This window comes from Salinispora oceanensis, from assembly GCF_000383575.1.
Lineage (GTDB): Bacteria > Actinomycetota > Actinomycetes > Mycobacteriales > Micromonosporaceae > Micromonospora > Micromonospora oceanensis.
In genome coordinates this window covers 1,517,495-1,538,992 of sequence record NZ_KB911579.1, presented here as the reverse complement: position 1 = coordinate 1,538,992, position 21,498 = coordinate 1,517,495, and the positions used below count along the sequence as shown (strand labels likewise).

General features: G+C 68.7%; 15 protein-coding genes. 5 read left to right on the top strand and 10 right to left on the bottom strand.

Going from position 1 to position 21,498, the window contains the following annotated elements:
• Window position 1: 1 nt before the first annotated feature.
• Window positions 2-940 (bottom strand): aldo/keto reductase, encoded by a 939-nt coding sequence (locus tag SALPAC4_RS0107050; protein WP_080640861.1) that lies wholly within the window; start codon window positions 938-940, stop codon window positions 2-4.
• A gap of 399 nt (window positions 941-1,339) precedes the next feature.
• Between SALPAC4_RS0107050 and SALPAC4_RS0107045 the strand changes: the two genes are divergently transcribed.
• From SALPAC4_RS0107045 to SALPAC4_RS0107030, 4 genes are all read left to right on the top strand, one after another.
• Window positions 1,340-1,552: an MbtH family protein gene (locus SALPAC4_RS0107045; protein ID WP_019869703.1), complete on the top strand. Its 213-nt coding sequence runs from the start codon at window positions 1,340-1,342 to the stop codon at window positions 1,550-1,552.
• A 355-nt stretch (window positions 1,553-1,907) separates the two neighbouring features.
• On the top strand, window positions 1,908-2,804 hold the full coding sequence (locus SALPAC4_RS0107040; protein ID WP_019869702.1) for a serine O-acetyltransferase: 897 nt from the start codon (window positions 1,908-1,910) through the stop codon (window positions 2,802-2,804).
• Complete coding sequence (locus SALPAC4_RS0107035; protein WP_019869701.1) at window positions 2,801-3,319, top strand: Mov34/MPN/PAD-1 family protein; 519 nt, start codon at window positions 2,801-2,803, stop codon at window positions 3,317-3,319. The genes SALPAC4_RS0107040 and SALPAC4_RS0107035 overlap by 4 nt, the downstream gene beginning before the upstream one ends.
• Window positions 3,316-4,266, top strand: coding sequence for a PLP-dependent cysteine synthase family protein (locus SALPAC4_RS0107030; RefSeq protein WP_019869700.1), 951 nt, complete (start codon window positions 3,316-3,318; stop codon window positions 4,264-4,266). Before SALPAC4_RS0107035 ends, SALPAC4_RS0107030 begins: the two co-directional genes overlap by 4 nt.
• Before the next feature lie 54 nt (window positions 4,267-4,320).
• Here SALPAC4_RS0107030 and SALPAC4_RS0107025 read toward each other — a convergent pair whose 3' ends face one another.
• The 8 genes from SALPAC4_RS0107025 to SALPAC4_RS0106990 are packed head-to-tail and all read right to left on the bottom strand — an operon-like array spanning window position 4,321 to window position 19,054.
• Window positions 4,321-5,019: an aspartate/glutamate racemase family protein gene (locus SALPAC4_RS0107025; RefSeq protein WP_019869699.1), complete on the bottom strand. Its 699-nt coding sequence runs from the start codon at window positions 5,017-5,019 to the stop codon at window positions 4,321-4,323.
• 3 nt (window positions 5,020-5,022) lie between these two features.
• On the bottom strand, window positions 5,023-6,279 hold the full coding sequence (locus SALPAC4_RS0107020) for an MFS transporter (RefSeq protein ID WP_019869698.1): 1,257 nt from the start codon (window positions 6,277-6,279) through the stop codon (window positions 5,023-5,025).
• Entirely contained in the window at window positions 6,279-9,413 is a 3,135-nt protein-coding gene (locus SALPAC4_RS0107015; protein ID WP_027644813.1) for a non-ribosomal peptide synthetase, read from the bottom strand. The genes SALPAC4_RS0107020 and SALPAC4_RS0107015 overlap by 1 nt, the downstream gene beginning before the upstream one ends.
• Window positions 9,413-11,374, bottom strand: coding sequence for an amino acid adenylation domain-containing protein (locus SALPAC4_RS25720; protein ID WP_223874710.1), 1,962 nt, complete (start codon window positions 11,372-11,374; stop codon window positions 9,413-9,415). The genes SALPAC4_RS0107015 and SALPAC4_RS25720 overlap by 1 nt, the downstream gene beginning before the upstream one ends.
• A 1-nt stretch (window position 11,375) precedes the next feature.
• Complete coding sequence (locus SALPAC4_RS25135) at window positions 11,376-16,043, bottom strand: non-ribosomal peptide synthetase (protein ID WP_162562167.1); 4,668 nt, start codon at window positions 16,041-16,043, stop codon at window positions 11,376-11,378.
• A gap of 28 nt (window positions 16,044-16,071) precedes the next feature.
• A complete protein-coding gene (locus SALPAC4_RS0107000) occupies window positions 16,072-16,935 on the bottom strand; it encodes a hypothetical protein (protein WP_019869696.1) in 864 nt (287 codons plus the stop codon).
• A 32-nt stretch (window positions 16,936-16,967) separates the two neighbouring features.
• The gene (locus SALPAC4_RS0106995) at window positions 16,968-17,924 is read right to left on the bottom strand and encodes a fatty acid desaturase family protein (RefSeq protein ID WP_027645117.1); all 957 of its coding nucleotides are present in this window, start codon (window positions 17,922-17,924) and stop codon (window positions 16,968-16,970) included.
• 8 nt (window positions 17,925-17,932) lie between these two features.
• On the bottom strand, window positions 17,933-19,054 hold the full coding sequence (locus SALPAC4_RS0106990; RefSeq protein ID WP_223874709.1) for an amidinotransferase: 1,122 nt from the start codon (window positions 19,052-19,054) through the stop codon (window positions 17,933-17,935).
• A 295-nt stretch (window positions 19,055-19,349) separates the two neighbouring features.
• Between SALPAC4_RS0106990 and SALPAC4_RS0106985 the strand changes: the two genes are divergently transcribed.
• Window positions 19,350-20,162: an alpha/beta fold hydrolase gene (locus tag SALPAC4_RS0106985; protein ID WP_223874708.1), complete on the top strand. Its 813-nt coding sequence runs from the start codon at window positions 19,350-19,352 to the stop codon at window positions 20,160-20,162.
• A gap of 172 nt (window positions 20,163-20,334) precedes the next feature.
• Here the strand turns inward: SALPAC4_RS0106985 and SALPAC4_RS0106980 are convergent, their stop codons facing one another.
• Complete coding sequence (locus SALPAC4_RS0106980; RefSeq protein WP_080640860.1) at window positions 20,335-21,474, bottom strand: BTAD domain-containing putative transcriptional regulator; 1,140 nt, start codon at window positions 21,472-21,474, stop codon at window positions 20,335-20,337.
• Window positions 21,475-21,498 lie beyond the last annotated feature (24 nt).

Below are 21,498 nucleotides of genomic sequence, written 5' to 3'. Positions count from 1 at the left end.
CTCAGGCTCGGCTGGTGCGCGGGACGGCGAACGAGTGCCGGTCCCCCGACCACGCCCCGCGTGGTGCGACCCTCTCCACCCGTGCCAGGTCGGCCGCCGACAGCGAGACCTTGACGGCCCCGACGTTGTCCGCGAGCCGATCCGGGTACCTGGTACCCGGGATGGGCACGACGTCATCGCCCTGGGCGAGCAGCCAGCTGAGCGCGAGCTGCGCCGGAGTGACGCCGTACTCGGCCGCCAGGCTCTTCAGCTCCCGCACCAGCGCGAGGTTCCGCTCCAGGTGCTCGTCGTGGAAGCGCTGGTCTGGAAGCCGGTCGTCGTCGGAGGAGAACATGTCGGGTGTCAGGGAACCGGTGAGGAAGCCCCGTCCGAGCGGACTGAACGGCACCAGTCCGATACCCAGCCTCCGCGCCGCCGGGACGACGTCGTCCTCGACCTCGCGCCACCACAGCGACCACTCGTACTGCACGGCGGCGATGGGATGCACCGCAGCACCGCGCTCCAGTTCCGTGACCTCCATCTCGGAGAGGCCGAGATAGCGGACCTTACCGGCGGCGACCAACTCGGCCATCGCGCCGACGCTCTCCTCGACCGGCACCTCGGGATCGACCCGGTGCAGGTAATACAGGTCGATGTGGTCGACGCCCAGCCGGGACAGGGAGGCGTCACAGAAACCACGGATGTTCTCGGGACGCGCGTCGAGCCGTGCCGGTTCCCCCGGTCGGTCACGCCTGATGCCGAACTTGGTGGCCAGGACCACCTCGTCACGTCGTCCGGCGATGGCGCGTCCCACCAGCCTCTCGTTGTTCCCGGCACCGTAACTCATGGACGTGTCAATCAGGGTGACCCCGAGATCCAGGGCGCGTTGGATGGTTGCGATGGACGTGTCGTCATCGGCCGGGCCGTAATCCTGGGACATTCCCATGCAACCGAGCCCCATCGGAGAGGTCGTGAGTCCTCCGGCTCCCAGCGTTCGCGCCATCATCGGCCCTTCGCCCTCCTGTTCGTCTTTCCTGGAGGTCATTATGGCCGCCCCATGTTCTTCGGCCGCAAATTCTGGCGGCGTCAATCAGGGCGTGAAAGCCCTGGTCGACTGCGCTCCTGCGGTCAGGAACGGGCATGCTACGGGTATGGTACGGAAAAGGGCGCGCATCGATCAGTTCTCCTCCCGCGAAGGGGTGGACGGCCCAGCCAATCCTTGACATTCCTCACACTCGGATCTAGAGTTGCCCAACAATTCAACCGCCGACCTCATTCCATATTCCATCTCTCCGGCAAGGCCGGTATCGTTCTGTCGCCACTCGCGGCGCGAGCGCCGCATACGGGGAGGCAATTAACCATGTTCGACGACGAAACCATCGAATACTTCGTTGTCATCAATGACGAGGAGCAATATTCGATCTGGCCGGCGCACCGCGATCTGCCGGCTGGCTGGCACGCGACGGGGCCGGCGCGCCCCCGCCAGGACTGCCTGCGTCACATCGAGGAGGAATGGACCGACATGAGGCCGAAGAGTCTCCGGCTGGCGATGGACCAGCCGCCGGTCTCCTGACGCGGACGCCCCGTAACGGAACCGTAGTCCTCCCTGCACCGTCCGCTGCAGCCCACCCGACCAGGCGTGTACACGGGGGCCGAGCAACAGCGAGGTGCGGACGGGTCAGCGGTGTCGTGACAGTGGACGCAGGGGTGACCGCCACGACGTGCGATCGCCGACCGAAAAGAACAACGTGTTCTCGCCACATTGACGTGCAGTGATGCGGAGGTCGGATGTAATGGTTGCGGTGCGCAGGTGCGGTTGTCCCGGCGAGGACGCGGACGACGCCCTTCCCGAGGCTACGCGACGTCGCAGCCAGCTGGCCGCGCTCCTGTGGGGGTACACGCGCCCGCGCCTGTCACGGATCCGGTTGATGTGCGGACCCGACTGGGACCCGGCCTCGGCAGAGCTCCTCGAACTGGTCGAGGGTGACCTGCTCGCCCTGGCCAGACGCGATCCGGCCGCCCACGGCTCCTGGCGGGAGGTGCTCGGCACGTATCGCGCGTTCCGCGCGGTGCTGGCGTACCGCCTGGCACACTCCATCCTCACCACGGCACGGCTGAGCGGTTCCTGCGTCGAGCACTCGCGGATTCTCGCGCGCGACATCTCCGAGCAGGCGAAGTCGGAGACCGGTGTGGAGATCCATCCGGCGGCGCGGATCGGTCCGAGGTTCGTCGTCGACCACGGTATGGGCACCGTCGTGGGCGAGACCACCGTCATCGGCAGCGACTGCTACCTGCTCCAGTGCGTGGTGCTCGGCTCCCTCCGGGTCGCCGACAACCCGACCGGTCGCCGGCACCCGATGCTCGGTCACCGGGTCGAGGTCGGCGCGTACGCGAGAATCCTCGGTCCGGTACGCATCGGCGACGACGTCCGGATCGGCAGCCATGTCCTGGTCCGCGACGACGTCCCGGAACTCTCCCGGGTGAGCGTGCTGCACCACTACCAGGTGGTAGCCGGGCGCACCGACCTCGCCGTCACCGGCGTCGAACCGGCAGGACGGGACCGGTTCCGGCTGTACGGCCGAGGACTGCAGAGCCCGGCCCTGTGGGTGGAGAAGCGCGACTGGAACTCGGACCGACAACCCGTCTCCATCATCGAGCGGGCCGACGACCACCTGCTCGTCGAGTTGCCCGGCGTCACCGGCGAGCGCCGGACGTACATGCGGCTGAACGCGCCGGACGGTTCGAGCGTGAGCCTTCTGCTGACCACACCCCACACCGCCCGCCGGTCGGAGTTGGCGGGTCCCGAGGCCACGGCGGACCGATGACCCACGTCGACGACCGTCCCGCGCCCGGTGGCGGTATTCCTACCCGGGAACATCTCGCCCGGATCTTCGCGGCGGCGGTGCGTGCCTTTCCGGCGGAGGCGTGCGGGTTCGTGCGCCGGTCCGGGGTACGGGAGTGCGAGAACGCGGTCGAACGACGCCACGCCGACGGAAGCCGAACTTTCGACCGTACCGTGACCACCGGGTACGCGTTCACGGCCGCCGACCTACTGGAACTGGCGCGCTCGCTGGACACCGACGATCCGGTGCTGGTGATCTATCACTCCCACCCGAACGTCGGCGCGTACTTCAGCGCCGAGGACCAGCGGTACGCGGTCACCGACGGTAGCCCCACCTATCCGGTTGACCACCTCGTGGTGGACGTGACCCCGTCAGGCGTCCGGGGCGCCAGGAAGTTCGGCTTTTGCGCGCGCACCCGCCGCTACGTCCCCATCCAGACCTACGGCAACCCGATGCCGCCCGACGATTTCCCACCGATTGAAGGTCATCCAGGATGAACAGCGACGTGATGGGCCACGGCACGGGTACCCGGCCGGTCGCGGCCTCGATTCTCGACCTGGTGGGGCGCACGCCGATCATCAATCTGAACCGGTTGCACGCGGCCACCGGTCACCGGATCCTCATGAAGCTCGAGATGCTCAACCCCGGCGGCAGCCACAAGGTCCGGGTGGCGCTGAGCATGGTGCTGGCCGCGGAGGACGAGGGACTGCTGGTTCGCGGGAGTGGTCAGACGATCATCGAGCCGACCGGCGGCAACACGGGGCTCGGCCTGGCCATGGCCGCCGCCGTCCTCGGCTATCGCTTGGTGCTGGTGATTCCGGACAACTACAGCCCGGCCAAGCAGCGCACGCTGCGGTCGTTCGGCGCGGAGATCGTGCTCTCGGACCACCGGCGCGGCGGGAACTCGCACGGGGAGAAAGCCATCGAGCTGCTCTTCGACAACCCCGACTGGGTCCTGCTGAACCAACAGGCGAATCCGGCGAACCCTGCGGTCCACGAACGGACGACCGCTCTGGAGATCCTCGACGACCTTGGTGGGGACCTCCCCGATGTCATGATCGCGGGTGTCGGCACCGGTGGGCATCTCTCGGGTGTCGGCCGCGTGCTGCGTCGCCACAAGCCAGACCTGCGTATCGTCGCGGTGACCCCGAAGGGGTGCTCGATGCTGCGCAACCAGTTCGCCGTCCACCACATGCAGGGGCTCGCCGTCGGGCTGGTGCCCGCCAACCTGGACGTGTCGCTCATCGACGAGGAGATCGAGGTCGAGGAGAGTTCGGCCAGGGCGATGATGGAGACGCTGATGCGTAGCGAGGGGCTGGCCGTCGGACTCTCCTCGGCGGCGAACGTGGTCGCCGCCATCGACTACGGCGAACGGTCGGTGCCGGGCACCCGGATCCTCACCTTCGCCTACGACTCCGCGCACGACTACCTCTCGACCGAGTAGCGCACGCCCAGCCATCCGGTCCGGTCGGCCCTCGCCACCCCGGGGTCGTCCGGATCAGGCCAATTCCAGCCGCTGGTCGGCCTCGGCGGCGATGGCGGCGGACGCGATGGAGTCCGAAACGGAGACCACCTCCACGGTCGGTTCCTCGGGCGCCCAGAGCAGCGGCAGCTCGGTGCAGCCGAGAATCGGGGTGATACCCACGGACGCATAACGGTGGACGAGTCGGTGCAGGGCCGCCGACTCGACGGGACCGGTCCGTCCACCCTTGACGCCATCGATCAACTCGTCGATGGTCCGCTGTTCCTCCTCGGTCGCGTAATGGAGCCGCACGTTCTCCGGCCACGACTCCTCGTACAGCCGAAGCTGTCGGGTCAGCCGGGTGCAGAAGACGACAGCGGCGGTGGCGCCACGGTCGGTCAGCGCCTGGGTGGTCGCCCGCATTCCGTCGACGATCATCGCGCCGGTCTGCTGCTGGATGGCCCGGCGGTAGGCGTGTGTCGTCGCCGAGGCGAGCGCCAGCACGTTGCAGCCCATGGACTGCAACGACCGCACGGTGTCGACGAGGTAGGGCAGCGGTGACTCGGCGAGGCCGCTCAGATGAGCGATACGACTGGGAAAGGGGCGACTGATCAGAATCACGAAACCATGTTCCTGATCCGAGGCAGCTGGGCTCATCCGGACGAAACGCTCATAGACGTGTGCGCCCGCGAGCGGTCCGAGCCCGCCCACGATTCCGACACCGGCGGTGGTCATCGACTAGACCGTCGCTTTCTCACGAGGTTGGTCTGCGGATTCGTCGAATCCCTGCCACACCCTGAGGGGCAGCAGCAGGCTCAGCGCCGCCATCGCGTAGACGCCCGCAAAGAGGAGCAGGGTCACCGTCAATCCCTGACTGGCGATCAGCGCACCACCGACCAGTGGACCGAGTGGCGCGACGGCGTAGGTGGCCGCGAACATCGCCCCCAGGGCGCGGGCCCTGATTTCCTCCGGGACTCGTTTATACTGCACGGTGTTCAGAATCGGATTGAGCATCCCCGCGAAGAAGCCGGTCGCCGCGGCCGTCACCAGCACCCAGAGCAGGCCGGGCTCGAGTGCCAGAATGAGGCAGCGAGGCAGCCCGACGAGCATGAAGGCCACGGTGACCAGAGCCCGACGGGGCAGCCGGAAGAGGACCGCGCCGAAGACCAGCCCGCCGATCACCGCGGCCACCGCCGAGGTGCCGATCACCAGGCCGACAGCGGAGACTCCGGAGAGCACCTGGTCTCCGTACACCGGCAGCACGACACCCACGTAGGCCACGTCGAGCACATTCGTCACCGCGATGAGCAGCGTGATCGCGAGCAGCAGACGGTCGTTCCAGACATGGGCGAACCCGGCCTTCAAGCCCCGCCCGAACGAGGTGTCCGCCGCCGCTCTCCCACCCCTGCCGGGAACGACCGAGAGGGCGAGGATCAGCGCTGACGCCACGAACGTTCCGGCGTCCACGAGAAGCACGTTCGCCGGGCCGATCAGGACGAGGAGCCCGCCGGCGATCGGCGCGCCGATCATCCGGGACACCCGCTCGACGACACCCATGGCGCTGCTCGCACGTTCTATCGTGGTCCCCGCGTGCTCCGCGAGCGTCGGCAGCAGCGCGAGGCGAGCGGTGCTCGATGGCGCGTCGAACAGAGCACTCAGGAAGACCAGGGCCAGCAGGACCGGCAGTGGGAGCAGGTCCAGCAGATGCAGTAGCGGTATCAGGGCGATCATCGCGCCACTGATCAGGTCACACGCAATGCCCGCGCGGCGGTAGCCGATCCGGTCGATGAGGACCCCGCCCAGCGACGTCGACAGCAGGATCGGCAGGAAGGTCGCGGTGGCCGCGAGGCCGGTCTGAACGGGACTACCGGTCGCCTGCAGCACGAACCACGGCACCGACAGCAGGGTCATCGCGTTTCCGGTCAGCGATATACCGTGCGCGGCGAGCAGGGCGATCAGCGGACGGCGCGACCGGACGGCGCTGTGTGCGCTCATCACGCTGCCGTCCGGAGTGCACCGACCCGATCATCACGGCCGCCTGCGATGGCGTCCACTGCGGCACGCAGGGTGACGGTGAACCGGTCCGCCCACTCCCCGTCGAACAGCGCGCTGTCGTAGACGAGGTGGAGTCTCGTCGCCGTCGGCTCCTGGTTGACGAAGAGCGCCACGGGATGACGTGACCACACGTCGGCGGTGTCGGCCGCTTCCAGCGCGAGCGCGCCGGCTTCGACGGATGCGAGCGCAACCTCCTGCATGTTGAACATCGCCTGGGCGAGGAGCAGGTCCGGTGTCGCGGCGTCCGGCAGCAGGCGCCGGACGACGTCCTCGAGTGGAGCGTCGGCGTGTGCGTAGCCGTCGAGCAGGGTCTCTCTCGTCCGGTGGGCCAGCTCGGAAAGAGTCGGGTCGCCGGAGAGGTCAGCGCGAATGAGGAGTGTGTTCGCGACGAAACCGATCATGTGATCGGTCTCGGGGGAGATCCGGTTTGCCACCGGCATCGCGACATGGAAGTTCACGGCTCCACACGTTACATGCAGCGCCACTTGATAGGCCGCCATCAACATCATCGACGGGGTTGCCTTGATATCGGCCGCCCGTTCCGCCAGACGGCGGGTGACCTCAGCATCGATCGTGCACATCCGCTGACCACGGTTGCGGTGCGCTTCCGAGATGAATGGATAGCCGTCGGGTATGCGCACAATCGGTGTCGCACCGGCGAGTTGAGCCCGCCAATAGCCGATGTCGTCGTCCCATGCCCCGGATGCCACCTGCTCGGCCTGCCAGGTCGCCAGGTCGCCGTACTGAAGCGGTGGCTCCGGCAGCGGTGACGGCCGGCCCTCGACGAACGCCTGGTAAAGGACAGTCAACTCCCGCAGGTAGGTCGCCATCGACCAGCCATCGAAGACGATGTGGTGCACGACCAGGTAGTGGACGTGCTCGACCGGGGAGATCCGGAGAAGCCCGACGCGCACCAGCGGGCCGTTCGCGAGGTCGAACCCGGTGAGCGCCAGCTCGCGCACCGCAGCCCGTAGCGCGGATTCGCCGCCGGCCACACCCAGATCGACAACGGACAGCCGGACCGGACCGGGCGGTTGGACGCGTACCATCGGCACACCGTCCACCTCCGGGAACGTCGTGCGGAGAGCTTCGTGGCGCCGGACGATCTCGGTGGTCGCCCGGGACATCGCGTCCACGTCCAGCACGCCACGGAGCCGGATGATGCCCGCGACGTTGTAACAGGATCCCCCCGGGGCGAGGCGTTCCAGTGACCATACGTGCGCCTGGGCCGGTGAGAGCTGCCGAGGTCCCCGCGGAGCGGGTGTCGGCCCCGGTCGGCGGCGACCGTCTGCGGGACGGCGGGCGACGTACCCGGTCAGGGCGGCGATGGTCGGGGCGGCGAAGACCGCCCGCAGCGGGACCTCGACGCCGAAGCTGTCGGCGATGAGGGCGACCAGGCGCATCGCCAGCAGTGAGTGACCGCCCAGCTCGAAGAAACTGTCGTGCACACCCAGCGACCGGACGCCGAGCAGGTCGCGCCACACGCCGGCCATCCGTTCCTCGGCGGCGTCGCGGGGGGCGACGGCGTCACCGAGCGTCTCCGAGCGCGGCAGAGTACGTTGATCCGGCAGCGCTCGACGGTCGACCTTCCCGCTGGTGGTCCGGGGCAGCCGGTCCAGGGACAGGAACAGGTCCGGAAGCATGTACTCCGGCAGCAGGTGGGCCAGGCGCGCGCGCAGTTCGCTGGCCGTGACGGGCTCGTGCCCCTGCGTCCACACCAGGTAGGCGATGAGTGCTCCCGTCTCGTCCCACACCCGGCAGGCCGCCTCCCGGATCTCGGGAACGCCGAGCAGTGCCGACTCGACCTCCCCGAGTTCGACCCGCTGGCCACGGATCTTCACCTGGTCGTCCGTGCGGCCGAGGAACTCCAGCACGCCGTCCGGGCGCAGCCGTGCCCGGTCGCCGGTGCGGTACATGCGTTCCCCGGCGTGTCCGTACGGGTTGGGGACGAAGCGTTCCGCCGTGAGCGCCGGACGGTTCCAGTATCCGCGGGTGACTCCCGCTCCGGCGATGAACAGCTCACCGACGTAACCAGGCGGAGTGAGGTTGAGGGCCCGGTCGAGCACGTACGCCGTCGTGCCCGAGATCGGGCGGCCGATCGGAACCCCGCCACCGGTGGTCGAACCGTCGTCCGCGTCGTGCGTCGTCGTGGTCATCGTGCACTCCGACGGCCCGTACAGGTTGTGGAGCCGGGCGTTCGGAAGGACCTCGCGGGCCGCCTCGACATCCGCGTGGTAGAGCCGCTCCCCGCTGACCAGTACGGTGCGGACCCGGGGGACGGTGACGCCGCTCCGCCCTGCCTCCCGTACGAGTTCGCGCAGCACCGACGGGACGATCGCGACAACGGCGGTGGCCCCGGAGCCGACGAGCAGATCGAGCACTGCGGCCACGTCCCGGCCACCGCGCGGCGCGATCACCGTGCGCGCGCCGACGGTGAGCGGGAAGAACATGTCCCGCAGCATGGCGTCGAACGAGGCAGCCGAGAGCTGGACCACCGCGTCACCCTCGGCCAGGTGGTTCCGCCGCCGCAGGTCGTCGAAGTAGTTGAGGACGCCCCGGTGCGTGCCGACGATCCCTTTCGGCGTGCCCGAGGAGCCCGAGGTGAAGACGACGTAGGCCGCGTCGTCCGGTCGGGTGCAGGCGGCGGGGTTCCCGGTCGGCGGGCCGGTCTCCGTACCCAGGTCCAACCAGACTTCGACCCCGGGGATCTCAGGCCGCTCGCCGGTCCGGATGGCGATCCGCGGGGCTGCGGCTGGCGCCGACCGGTGCATCCGGACGATGTCCTGGTGGGATTCCAGGGCGATGACCGCCCCACCGGCCTTCCACACACCGAGCACGGCCGCGACGAGCTGCGGCGAACGGGCGGCGGTGACCGCAACGTGGTCCCCCGGACCGGCACCCAGTTGGCGCAGGCGATGACCGATGGCGTTGGCCCGCTCGTTGAGCCGGTCATAGTTCCAGACCTCATCGTCGAGTTGCACCGCCGGTGCGGACGGTGTGCGTGCCGCCTGTTGTTCGACCAGCTCGTGAATGCCGTTGGCCGGTACGCCGTCGTGCACCCGACCGTCTCCCATCACCAGGCCCCGCCGGCTGCGGGGTCTGCTCCGTCCACCTCGCGCACCAGGCTCTCCGCCGTCCGGTGAATCCGCTGCCAGGTGTCCGGGTCAGCGCTGAGCAGCTCACCGAACTTCCTTGGGGTCGACGCGTCGAACAGTTGAGCGACGCTCACCTCCACGCCGAGCACGGTGCTCACACCCGCGATGAGCCGCAGCGCCCGCAGGGAGTTGCCGTTCAGGAGGAAGAAGTCCGAGTCCGCGCCGAGGTTCTCGCGGCCGAGCACGTCCTCCCAGATGCTCACCAGCACCTGCTCGACCGGCCCGGTCGGCGCGGCCGGGGCCAACCCGCCGACCTGGAGTGGATCGCCAACCCCCTGCAGGTCGACAGCCAGGGGGCCCGGTGCCACGGCCACCTCCGGCAGGGCCTTCCGGTCGATCTTGCCGCTGGTAGTGAGCGGCATGGCGGCGAGCACGACGACGGCGTCCGGCACCATGTAGTGCGGCAGCTTGCCGCGTACGAACTCCCGCAGGTCGTCGCTGCCGAGTTCCGCCGACCGGGCGGTCACGTAGGCGAACAGCCGCCGGTCGCCAACGGGGTCGGGCCGGGCCACGGCCGCCGCCTCCTTCACCCCCGGGTGTTCCCGCAAGGCGGCCTCCACCTCGCCCAGCTCGACCCGGAAGCCCTGGATCTTCACCTGGAAGTCCTTGCGGCCGAGGAACTCGATGTTCCCGTCCGGCAGGTACCGCCCCTGGTCGCCGGTCCGGTACAGCCTCTCGCCCGTACGCGGATCGCGGACGAAGCTCGCCGCCGTGCGGTCCGGGTCCCGCCAGTAGCCGGCACCGACCCCCACGCCCCCGATGTAGAGCTCTCCGGCCTCGCCCGCAGGGCACGGATCGCCCTTTTCGTCGCGGATGTAGAACCGCTGGTTCGCCAGCGGCTTACCGTACGGGATGCTCCGCCAGGTGGGATCGATCTCTCCGATCGGGTAGGTGATGGACCAGATCGACGCCTCGGTCGCGCCACCCGTGCTCGACACCAGCGCGTTGGGTGCGAGGGCCCGGATGCGATCCGGCAGCCGCAGGTCGATCCAGTCGCCACCGAGCAGGACCACCCGCAACGTCGGCATCCGGCCGCGTTCGCCGCGCCCACCGGCCAGCTCCACGACCATCTCCATCAAGGTGGGTACGGAGTTCCAGACCGTGACGCGGTCGTTGCGGACGACGTCCAGCCAGACACCGGCGTCGGGCAGGGGTGTACGGGGCGGCATGACGATCGTCGCGCCGGCGGCGAGGGTGCCGAAGATGTCGTAGACCGCCAAGTCGAAGGTGAACGAGGAGACGGCCATCACCCGGTCGTCCGGGTCGACCTCGAACTCGGCGTTCATCGCGAGGATGGTGTTCACCGCTCCCCGGTGGGTTATCATCGCGCCCTTGGAGGTACCGGTCGAGCCGGAGGTGTACACGATGTAGGCGAGGTCGTCGGGTGCCGCCTCGCTGCGGGGCATGGCGCGGGACGGGCGGGCGAGCGGGTTCAGTTGGTCGACGTGGATCCGGGGCAGTTCCTTGGGCCACCGAACGCGCGCCTCGACGTCCCTGTGGGTGACCACGCAGCGGGCCGTGGAGTGGTCCAGCAGGTAGTGGAAGCGTTCGGTCGGGAAGTTCGGCTCGACCGGCACGAAGACGGCTCCGACAGCCAGCACGCCGATCGCCGCGACGACCTGCTCCCACCCCTTGTCAAGAGCGATCGCCACGATGTCGTCGTGGCCGATTCCCCGCTCCCGTAGGGCGTCCGCCAGTGCGTCGGCCCGGAGGCGGAGTTCACCGTAGGTGAGAGTCCCTCCGGGATGCACCACCGCGATCCGGTCCGGGCCGCGATCCGCCCAGGAGTAGAACGGCAGATGGAGCAGGCTTTCGCCGTCGGGGAACACCACCTCGGTGGAGTTCGCCGCCTCGATCACGTCGGACCCAGTAGTCGCCACGTCACAGCCTCCGTCCGGCTTGGATCTGATTGAGCAGTTGTCGGCGTTCGTTGGTGGTGAGCAGGTCGTGGTCGGCCAGGGACCGCCGGGGGTTTCCGGTGGCGAGGGTGAGAAGTCGGGTGTAATGATCGGCCAGGCGCGCGACGGTAGGCCGGTCGAACAGATCCACCGCATAGTTCAGGTGCCCCACGATCCGATCGCCGCGAGCGGCCAAACCCACGGCGAGCTCGAACTTCGCCTGGTCGACCTCGAGGATCACCGGAGTCACCTCGACACCGGGCAACAGCGGAACACCCGGACCGTCCTCGTCGAACGAGAACACCACCTGGAAGAACGGGTCACCGGAAGCCTCACGCCGGGGCGCCAGTTCCTCCACCAACCGCTCGAACGGCACCTCCTGATGGGCGAAAGCACCGACAGCCGCCTCACGCACCCGAGCGATCATCTCGACGAACGACGGATCACCCGACCCGTCGACCCGCACCACCAACGTATTGACGAAAAACCCGATCATCCGTTCCAACTCGGGTCGTCCCCGACCCGCGACCGGGGTACCCACCGCGATATCGGTGTCACCACCGACCCGGCACAACAACTCACACCACGCAGCCAGCAAAACCATGAAAACCGTCGCCCCGCACCGGCCAGCCAGACCCCGCAACCGACCGGTCAGCTCCGCCGACAGCTCGAACTCGACCACCGCACCCCGCCCGGACCGCACCAACGGACGCGGCCGGTCCACCGGCACCCGCACCGCCTCCAGCCCCCGCAAACGATCCCGCCAATACCCCAACTGCTCATCCAGCACCCCACCAGCAAGCCACTCCCGTTGCCACACAGCGAAGTCCGAATACTGAACCGGCAACGCCACCAGCTCCGGCTCCCGCCCCTCCACCAACGCCGCGTACACCGTGCCCAACTCGTCCCACAACACCGGCACCGACCAACCGTCCACCACAATGTGATGAGCCACCAACACGAACACCCACTTCCGCACCCCCCACCGCACCAACAACCCACGCACCAACGGACCCGCCACCAAATCGAACGGCACCCCGGCGAAACGCAGGGCCAGCCGCCTGGCCTCCGCCTCCGCCTCGGCTGCCGGCAGATGCGACACGTCGGCCGAATCGAGGGTGAACTCGCCCGACGACCCGACGACCAGGGTCGGCGCATCCGCAGCGCCACCGATCCGGGCCCGCAGGATCTCGTGCCGGTCGACGAGACGGGACAACGCGCCGGAAAACGCCGACTCCTCCACCGCCCCGGAGAGCGACAGTAAGAAATAGCTGTTGTAGTCACTCCGGGTCGGGTCCAGATTGTGCAGGAACCACAGCCGCCGCTGCACCGCCGACAGCGGCACGGTCACACCGGCCGGTCGCCTTGGAATGCGGGTCCGCTCCGGACCGCCGTCGCGGGTGCGGACCAGGTCGGCGAAGTCGGACAACACCGGACGCTCGAACAACGCCCGGAGCGGTAGCTCGACGTCGCGGGCCTTCCGAAGGCTCGCCACCACCCGCGCCACCCGTAGCGAATGTCCGCCCAGCTCGAAGAAGTTGTCGTCCCGCCCCACTCGGTCGACGCCGAGGACGTCGGCCCAGACGGAGGCGACCAGCTCCTCGATGTCGTCGCGCGGTGCCGCATAGGTGCGACCGGCGGGACCGAGCGGGATCTCGGGCAGCGCCCTGCGGTCCACCTTCCCGCTCGAGGTGCGGGGCAGCCGTTCCAGGGCCGTGAAGACGACCGGCACCATGTACTCCGGCAGCGACTCGCGCAGGAAGCCGCGCAGGTCGGCCCACGGCACAGTCAGGCCGGGCCGCCACACCACGTATCCGGCCAGCCTCCGGTCGAGCTGTCCGCCCTGGGCGGTGACGAGCGCGTGCGCGACCGCCGGATGCCGGGTGAGAGCTGCCTCCACCTCACCGGTCTCGAGGCGTTGCCCGCGTACCTTGACCTGTTGGTCCCGGCGACCGAGGAACACCAGGGAACCGTCCGGACGCCACGCCGCGGCGTCCCCGGTGCGGTACATCCGGGCGCCCGGCGGCCCGAACGGATCGGGAACGAAACGCTCCGCGGTGAGGGCCGGCCGGCTGACGTATCCCCGGGACAGTCCGATCCCGCCGATGAACAACTCACCGGGGACGCCGATCGGCACCAGCCCGGCCCGCTCGGAGAGCACCCGTACGGTCGCTCCTCGAACCGGGCGACCGAGGGGCACCAGGTCACCGGCCACCGGGGCGCGCAACCGGTGCACCGTGGTGTTGATCGTGGCCTCTGCCGGGCCGTACACGTTCCACACGCCGGCGAGACGAGCGGTCAGACTCCGGGCGAGTTCGGCGGAGAGTTCCTCTCCGCCCGAGGCGAGGCGTAGCCCAGGGGCGTGCCACCGTTCCGGCAGGGTCGATGCGGTCGTCGGCGTGACGTCGACGACGGTGATGTGGTGCCGGTCCACGGCTTCGGCGAGCCGCTCTCCGTCGGATGCGGCTTCTCTGGGCAGCAGTACGAGTCGTGCGCCGTGGGCGAGGGCACCCAGGATCTCGAAGAGCGCCACGTCGAACGCGGGCGAGGCGACCGCCCCCACCGTGTCCGAGGCCGTCAGCTGCAGTCGGCGCCAGCCGTCCACGATGGTGTTGGTGAGCGCCGCGTGTGTGATCATCGCGCCCTTGGGCTCCCCGGTCGATCCCGAGGTGAAGACGACGCATGCGGTGTTGCCGGCGAGCAGGGTGCGGTGGGCCGGCCTGGCGGCTCCGGGCGGTGGGGTGCCCCCGCTGTCGATGTCCATCACCCGCACCGTGTCCGGCACCCCGGCGAGGGCCGGAGACGGCTCGGCCAGCACGGCGTCGGCTCGGGCCAGGGTCAGCATGCGGTGGATCCGCTCGGCTGGGTAGGTCAGGTCGATCATGAGGAGGGCGGCACCCGTCCGCAGCACCGCCAACATCGCCGTGACAAGGTGGGGAGAACGGTCCACCATGACGCCGACGACGTTCTCGGGACCGAGGCCGAGCGCACGCAGCGAGCGGCTGACCGCCTCGGCGCGGCGGTCCAGCTCCTGGTAGGTGAGTGACTCGGTTTCCGTACGCACGGCCTCGGCATCGGGGGTGCGGGCGGCCTGGGCCATGACCAGCTCGTGCACGAACGGCTGTGGCCCGTCGACGGGGTCGCCCCCGCCCTGGCGGAGCAGTTGTCGGCGTTCGTTGGTGGTGAGCAGGTCGTGGTCGGCCAGGGACCGCCGGGGGTTTCCGGTGGCGAGGGTGAGAAGTCGGGTGTAATGATCGGCCAGGCGCGCGACGGTAGGCCGGTCGAACAGATCCACCGCATAGTTCAGGTGCCCCACGATCCGATCGCCGCGAGCGGCCAAACCCACGGCGAGCTCGAACTTCGCCTGGTCGACCTCGAGGATCACCGGAGTCACCTCGACACCGGGCAACAGCGGAACACCCGGACCGTCCTCGTCGAACGAGAACACCACCTGGAAGAACGGGTCACCGGAAGCCTCACGCCGGGGCGCCAGTTCCTCCACCAACCGCTCGAACGGCACCTCCTGATGGGCGAAAGCACCGACAGCCGCCTCACGCACCCGAGCGATCATCTCGACGAACGACGGATCACCCGACCCGTCGACCCGCACCACCAACGTATTGACGAAAAACCCGATCATCCGTTCCAACTCGGGTCGTCCCCGACCCGCGACCGGGGTACCCACCGCGATATCGGTGTCACCACCGACCCGGCACAACAACTCACACCACGCAGCCAGCAAAACCATGAAAACCGTCGCCCCGCACCGGCCAGCCAGACCCCGCAACCGACCGGTCAGCTCCGCCGACAGCTCGAACTCGACCACCGCACCCCGCCCGGACCGCACCAACGGACGCGGCCGGTCCACCGGCACCCGCACCGCCTCCAGCCCCCGCAAACGATCCCGCCAATACCCCAACTGCTCATCCAGCACCCCACCAGCAAGCCACTCCCGTTGCCACACAGCGAAGTCCGAATACTGAACCGGCAACGCCACCAGCTCCGGCTCCCGCCCCTCCACCAACGCCGCGTACACCGTGCCCAACTCGTCCCACAACACCGGCACCGACCAACCGTCCACCACAATGTGATGAGCCACCAACACGAACACCCACTTCCGCACCCCCCACCGCACCAACAACCCACGCACCAACGGACCCGCCACCAAATCGAACGGCACCCCGGCGAAGTCGGACACGAGCGTGAGGGCACGGTCGAGACGCTGGTCCGGCTGCGCGTCGCGGACGTCCGAGCACTCGACCGGTACCGGTGCCGGAGGTGTCGTCAGCGGCACGACCCGCCCGTCCCGTTCCGGGAAGACCGTACGCAGCACCTCGTGTCGCCGTACCACCTCTGTGAGGGCCCGCTCCAGAGCCCACGGGTGCACGATGCCGCTCAGCCGGAAGACGAAGGGCACGTGGTAGAGGGACGCCTGGTCGGTCAACCGTTCAGTCAGCAGCAGCCGCTCCTGCGCGTACGACAAGGACGGCGCACCGCCGGCCCGTCGTGGGATCGCCCCGCCCGCAGCGGCAGCCCGCTGTTGCATCGCACTGACGCGTTGCCTGAGCAGCGCCGAGCGGATGGCTTTCGTCCCCGGCCCGTCGGCGGTCGGCGAACCCCCTCCCAAGGCTGACTGCTGCGCGTCGGGCACTGTCGTCCTCCTGTCGTTCGAGCGGAGCTCAGGTCCACCAGACGAGATCGCCCTGGCCGACGAACCCCGTGAAGCAGGTCAACAGCAACCTCCGGCCCCCACCGACGGCGGTCCGGCCGCCGAGCACCGCGTGCACCAGGTTGCCGTTGATCAGACAGAGATCGCCGACGGCGACCGGCACGACCAGGCTGGCTAGGCCGTCGAGCAAGTCCGGCGGATAGGGAAAACCGCTGTAGGTCAGCCCCAACCGCTCGCGTGAGGGCTTGTCCGGTTCGATGTTCCACAGCTTTATCTGGCCCGTCCCCGGGTACGCCTGTGGATAGATGTTCACCGCCATGACCCGGCGTACCCGCTGGATCTCGAACCCGGCCTGCCGGGGGTCGCTCAACTGGGCCAGGTCGTCGTGCGGCATGAGCAGGAACGGACCGGTCCCGGTCCAGCACACCGCCTTGGAGTCCCCGGCCGGCCGCCCGCGGTGGGTCGCCGCCCGTACCCGGGTCACGGCCGGCTGGTCGTTGAGTCGCTGGCGCAGCAGCGCCACCGGGTCCACCGTGCCCTGGTAGAGCGCGGCGAGCGCGTCAGCGTACCGGCCCACCTCGGTGATGTACTCGTCGGTCGTCTTTTCGATGTGCGACGCGCCTACGAAGTAGCCCTCGACCCCGTCCTCGCCCTCGCCGCGCCTGGGGGTGCGCATCGTGGACGCCCAGAAGTTCTCGGTGATGCGCCGACAGGCGTCCGGGGCGACGAAGTCGCGTACCCGATAGGCCGCCAGTTCCCCCCCGAGCACGGCGAGGGCGGCGTCGGGGTCTACGTCCCGGAACGTCTCGTACAACCGGAACCCGTCGCCCGGCAGCGTGCCACCGGTGATCGGTCGGGTCGTCGCGTCGGGCACCAACGAACTCTCCAGTCTGCTCGGGTGGGGTCTCATCGGGTTTCGGCGCTTTCGGTCTCCAGATGCAACTGAGGACGGTTGAAGTGCAGGAAGCCGAGCATCGCTGGCAGCGGGCTGATGATGCGGCGCCGGTTCTCCAGGCTGGCCCGGCGGCTCCTACGCACCTCCGGAAGCTTCGACCAGTGCGTGCCCGGGCTCAGGTGGTGCTCCTGGTGGTATCCGTCGTTGAAGGTGAAGAGGTTGTACAGCCAGCCGTAGTGGCTGACCGCGTCGGCTTCCCGGTCCCTGGGGTTGGCGCCGTAGTGGCGGTAGTAGTTCTGCACGTTCACCATCACCAAGGCGAGGAAGAACCCCGGCAGATAACAGAACAGCACCCACTGCCACGAGATGGCTGCGAACAACGCGAGCGACAGGCAGTGCGCCGCCCGGTCGGCCTGCATCTGGCGTAGTTCGCGGGCGCGGCGCGGCTGCCGTGGGGCGAGCAGCGCACGTAGGTTCTCCTCGTGCGGGCCCACCCGCCAGAGCCGGGTCACCGCGAGCAGTTCCCCGCCGCGGTCCATCAGCGACCGCACCGCACCGCCGATCGCGTAATGCGGCAGCGGGGTGTGCCGCCCGTCCCTGCCGTGCCGGTAGGTCGACGACAGGTCCCGGGTGGTGCCGTCCGGGCCGATCTGATCGTTGTTGAACCGGTGGTGGTTGCGCACGTGCGTCAGTTGGTAGGCCTGCACCGACTGGCCGATGTTGATCGAGTTGAGCACCGAGACAGCCGCGTTGAGCTTGCGCGAGACGAACCACGGTGAGTGGGTGAACAGGTGACTGACGACGATGATGTTGTAGGCGACCATGACGGCGATCACGCCGATCGAAAAGGATGTTCCAAGCGCCGTGGGCCGGTCCCAGCGGGCCGCCAGCCACAGCATCACGGCCAGTTGTGCGACGCCGTACCCGAGCAGAATGCCATCCATTGGAGACCTGTGCCAGATTCGCATGCCGGCTCCTAGAAGTAGGATTGCAACTCACCCCGACGACGCACGTCGAGGGTGGCGCAATGGAACGATCCACCAAAGCTGTTGAAATTGCGAAAGTCGCACAGGATCGGGGTGAACCCGTACCTCTTCATCAGCGATATCATCGGCTCGTCCTGTCGTTCGACGACCACCCGCTCCTCGTCCAGCATAAGGACATTCATGTTGATCCACTTGCTGGTCATATAGAGAGGGTGCGCGTCGGGAATCATCGGAGCCGGCGCGTACATGACATCCCAGCTCTTGAACAGGTTGGGCACCCGGGTGACCCGCTCCGGGTTGACGAGCAGCTTCCCGGGAGCCAGCGGAACGAGTGTCGCGTCGATGTGCATGGGGTGCGGGTCGTCGAACTCGAACACGTGGACGGTGTACGAGTCACCCAGATGCCGGCGCAGCCATTCGATGCCGAACTCGTTGGTGACGTTGCTCTTCTGGGCGATGATGTCCCGACCGCAACGGATGAAATCGGCCGCATCGAAGGTCGGTTCGAATTCGGTTATCACCAACCGCGCCGGGCCGTCCGCGCCGGGGTCACTCCAATCCGCGTCGTAGAGTTCGTCCCTGAGTTCCGGTTTCGGTCCGGCGCTCCACCGGCAACCGCCCCGGAAGTACTCCTTGAGCAGCGGCCGGTAGGCCAGGGTCTCGTAATAGCGGGAGCGCCACGCGGTGGGGCACTCGATGATCTCGTCGCCGACCACGAGCAGCACGTCCCGTGGCATCGCCGCGTACATTCCGCTGCTGGACCAGTCCAGCGTGCGGTACTCCACGCGTTGCGGAATCGGTTCCGGTCGGCGGACGACCACCCCCTCGCCGGTGAGGATCCGCACGAACTCCGCCAACTCGCGGCGGGCCGCCTCGACCGCCTCCGGCGGGAAGGGCCGGCCCGCACAGGCGCGGAACGTAGCGTGCTGGTTGGTCGGCAACACGGGCGGGAGGGCGACATGCCACGGCGGAAAGGTCGCGTCGTCGACGATGCCGACGATTACCTCCTCTAGTGGGTCCCATTCGTTGAAGGAGGAAACGGGACCGCAGGTCCGCTGGTCGGCGACCGACGTCGGTGCGACCTCGCCAGCGTTCATTTCATCCGATGTCACACATGCTCCTAGTCTGTCGCGCCCGACCCGAACAGGTGGTCGTTCGACGAAGGTGCGCAGGGGTGCGGTGCGCGGCGAAACCCCATGCTGCCCGACGGGTTTGTCATGGCAGGGGCATAGCGCCGCTTTCCTTGCTCGCGCAATGGCGCTGGTCACGGCCGAGAATGTGGTCCTCCAGCGGGAGGACTACGGTCCTCGTCACGTGATTGCGTAGGTTCGCAGGTGACCGGGGCTAGCTTGGCGGTTACGCTCGGTGCCCTGTGCGGCCAGCGGCGGTGGTGACGTGGAGGAGCGAATGGCAGTGGCAGAGCGACATTCCCCGACCAGCGGATACGTCGTCGCCGGACCCACGCGCACCTACTACGAGACGCGTGGTGCCGGAAAGCCGGTGATCCTGCTGCACGGCGGGCTGTGTACCGCCGAGTCCTGCGAGCCGCAGGCGTCAGCGCTCGCCGGCGCCTACGGCGTCATCGTCCCAGAACGGCGTGGGCACGGACGGACCGCCGACGTGGAGGGGCCGATCACCTACGAGGCCATGGCAGACGACACGGTCGTGTTCATGGACGCGCTCGGTATCGCCTCGGCCGACCTCGTCGGATGGAGCGACGGCGCGCTCGTCGGTCTGCTGGTCGCCCTACGTCGACCGGAGCGGGTCCGCCGCCTGGTCTTCATGGGGCAGGCTGCGACCCTGGAGGGCACCCGTCCGGAGTCACTCGCCTACCTGAGCAGTCTCACCGTACGAACGCTGAACCCCAGCTTCGAGCGGGCGTACGCGGCGACCTCACCCAACGGCGTGGAGCACTTTCCGGTCGTACTCGAGAAGCTGAAGCGGTTGTGGTGCGGCCCGACGGGCGTCTCACTCGACGAACTCAGCCGGGTGACCGCACCGACCCTGGTGCTCGTCGGCGACAACGACAGCGTGTCCGTCGCGCACGCGGCCGCAGTGCGCGACGCGCTCGCCGACGGCCAGCTCGGTGTGGTCCCCGGCACGTCGCACGAGATGCCCATGGAGAAACCGGAAGTGGTGAACCGCCTCATCCTCGAGTTCCTCACCGAGGAGCGGGAGGCCCTCAGGTCGGCGGGCCTGCGCCTCGCCTTCGGGTCATGACCGGGTCCGCTCACCAGCGCCCAGGTCGGTCCGGACCGCTACGACAGCCGGCACGTAGCGGCCCGGCACCGCCCGGTACGTCATCAGCATCGACCCCGCCGATCGCGGCGTTGTTCGGGATCGCCCCGGCCCGCTACCGCCCGGCCGCCGTGCCGGCGCCCCGGAGGTCGTCCTAACCGCCGAAGCCGTACCGCTGGGCCGGCATACCCACCTCGACGGGCAAGGGCGTGCGCGACAGCGGCACCGGGGCGAACACACCGGTCCGGTGGTGCAACCCGTCGAAGCCGCCCCGCAGGATCGCCTGGTGGACGTCGCGCAACTCGGCGGTGGGTTCCAGACCGAGGTCGTGGGCCAGAGTGTCGCGCAACCGGGTGAACACCTGCAGCGCCTCTACCTGCTGGCCCACGCCAGCGAGCGCCACCATCAGCCGGGCGTGCGCGGGCTCGTGCAACGTATTCTCCTCGGTTAGGCGGTACAGCGTCGACAAGACCTCACCATGGCGGTTCAGCGCGATCGCCGCGTCGGCGTACTCGAGCACGGCCGCCTGGTGTTGCCGGGTCAACGCGGCGACAGCCGGCTCCCCCTGGAGGGCGGGAAGATCCTCCAGGGGTCTGCCCCGCCAGAGATCGATCGCCTGCTGGTGGACGCTGAACGCCGCCTCCAGCCGTCCAGCGTCGCGGGCCTGCCTGCCACGGTCGATCAGACGCTGGAAGGCCAACAGGTCGAGCTGGTCGTCCTCCACCGCGAGCAGGTAGCCGCTGCTGGCGGCGACCAGCACGCCGCTCGTTCGGGCCGGCGACCGGGTGGACTGGAGCCTACGTCGCAACCGCGACACGTGCGTTCTCACCAGGTTCGCCGCCTTGGGCGGTGGCCGATGTCCCCAGATGAGGTCCACCAACCAGTCGATGCCGACCGGTACCCGCAGCGACATGGCCAAGCTGCCGAGCACGATCCGTTGCGGTTCCGAGGTGAGATCCACTGAAACGCCGTCCACCTGCACGGCGAGCACACCAAGCACCCCGATCTGCAGGTCGCGTGCCAGCAGGGGGCCTTCCTGGCCCAGCCGGATCAGATCCCGGGTCTGGCCTGCGGACAGTCCCAGGGCCCCCGCGAGGCGACGCAGCGTGGCCGTTCGCGGATGCTTGACCCTGTCCTGTTCCATGTCACGCAATCCGCCGAGACTCACGCGCGCAGTGTCGGCGAGTTCCTGTTGGGTCAGACCCGCGCGTCGGCGAAGCGTCCGTACCTGCAACCCCACCGATTCTGCACTTGTCAGCTCTCGCCGCTCATGGGCACGATTCTTCCAGGGCATGCTCCGACTCCCCCGTTGAGACTG

Excerpts from the sequence above, each read along its gene's own strand:
- SALPAC4_RS0107015 (WP_027644813.1), bottom strand. The coding sequence starts at position 9,413 with ATGGGAGACGGTCGGGTGCACGACGGCGTACCGGCCAACGGCATTCAC.
- SALPAC4_RS0106980 (WP_080640860.1), bottom strand. The coding sequence starts at position 21,474 with ATGCCCTGGAAGAATCGTGCCCATGAGCGGCGAGAGCTGACAAGTGCA.
- SALPAC4_RS0106985 (WP_223874708.1), top strand. The coding sequence starts at position 19,350 with ATGGCAGTGGCAGAGCGACATTCCCCGACCAGCGGATACGTCGTCGCC.
- SALPAC4_RS0107030 (WP_019869700.1), top strand. The coding sequence starts at position 3,316 with ATGAACAGCGACGTGATGGGCCACGGCACGGGTACCCGGCCGGTCGCG.
- SALPAC4_RS0107040 (WP_019869702.1), top strand. The coding sequence starts at position 1,908 with ATGTGCGGACCCGACTGGGACCCGGCCTCGGCAGAGCTCCTCGAACTG.
- SALPAC4_RS0107035 (WP_019869701.1), top strand. The coding sequence starts at position 2,801 with ATGACCCACGTCGACGACCGTCCCGCGCCCGGTGGCGGTATTCCTACC.
- SALPAC4_RS0107045 (WP_019869703.1), top strand. The coding sequence starts at position 1,340 with ATGTTCGACGACGAAACCATCGAATACTTCGTTGTCATCAATGACGAG.
- SALPAC4_RS0107025 (WP_019869699.1), bottom strand. The coding sequence starts at position 5,019 with ATGACCACCGCCGGTGTCGGAATCGTGGGCGGGCTCGGACCGCTCGCG.
- SALPAC4_RS0107020 (WP_019869698.1), bottom strand. The coding sequence starts at position 6,279 with ATGAGCGCACACAGCGCCGTCCGGTCGCGCCGTCCGCTGATCGCCCTG.
- SALPAC4_RS0107050 (WP_080640861.1), bottom strand. The coding sequence starts at position 940 with ATGGGGCTCGGTTGCATGGGAATGTCCCAGGATTACGGCCCGGCCGAT.
- SALPAC4_RS0106995 (WP_027645117.1), bottom strand. The coding sequence starts at position 17,924 with ATGCGAATCTGGCACAGGTCTCCAATGGATGGCATTCTGCTCGGGTAC.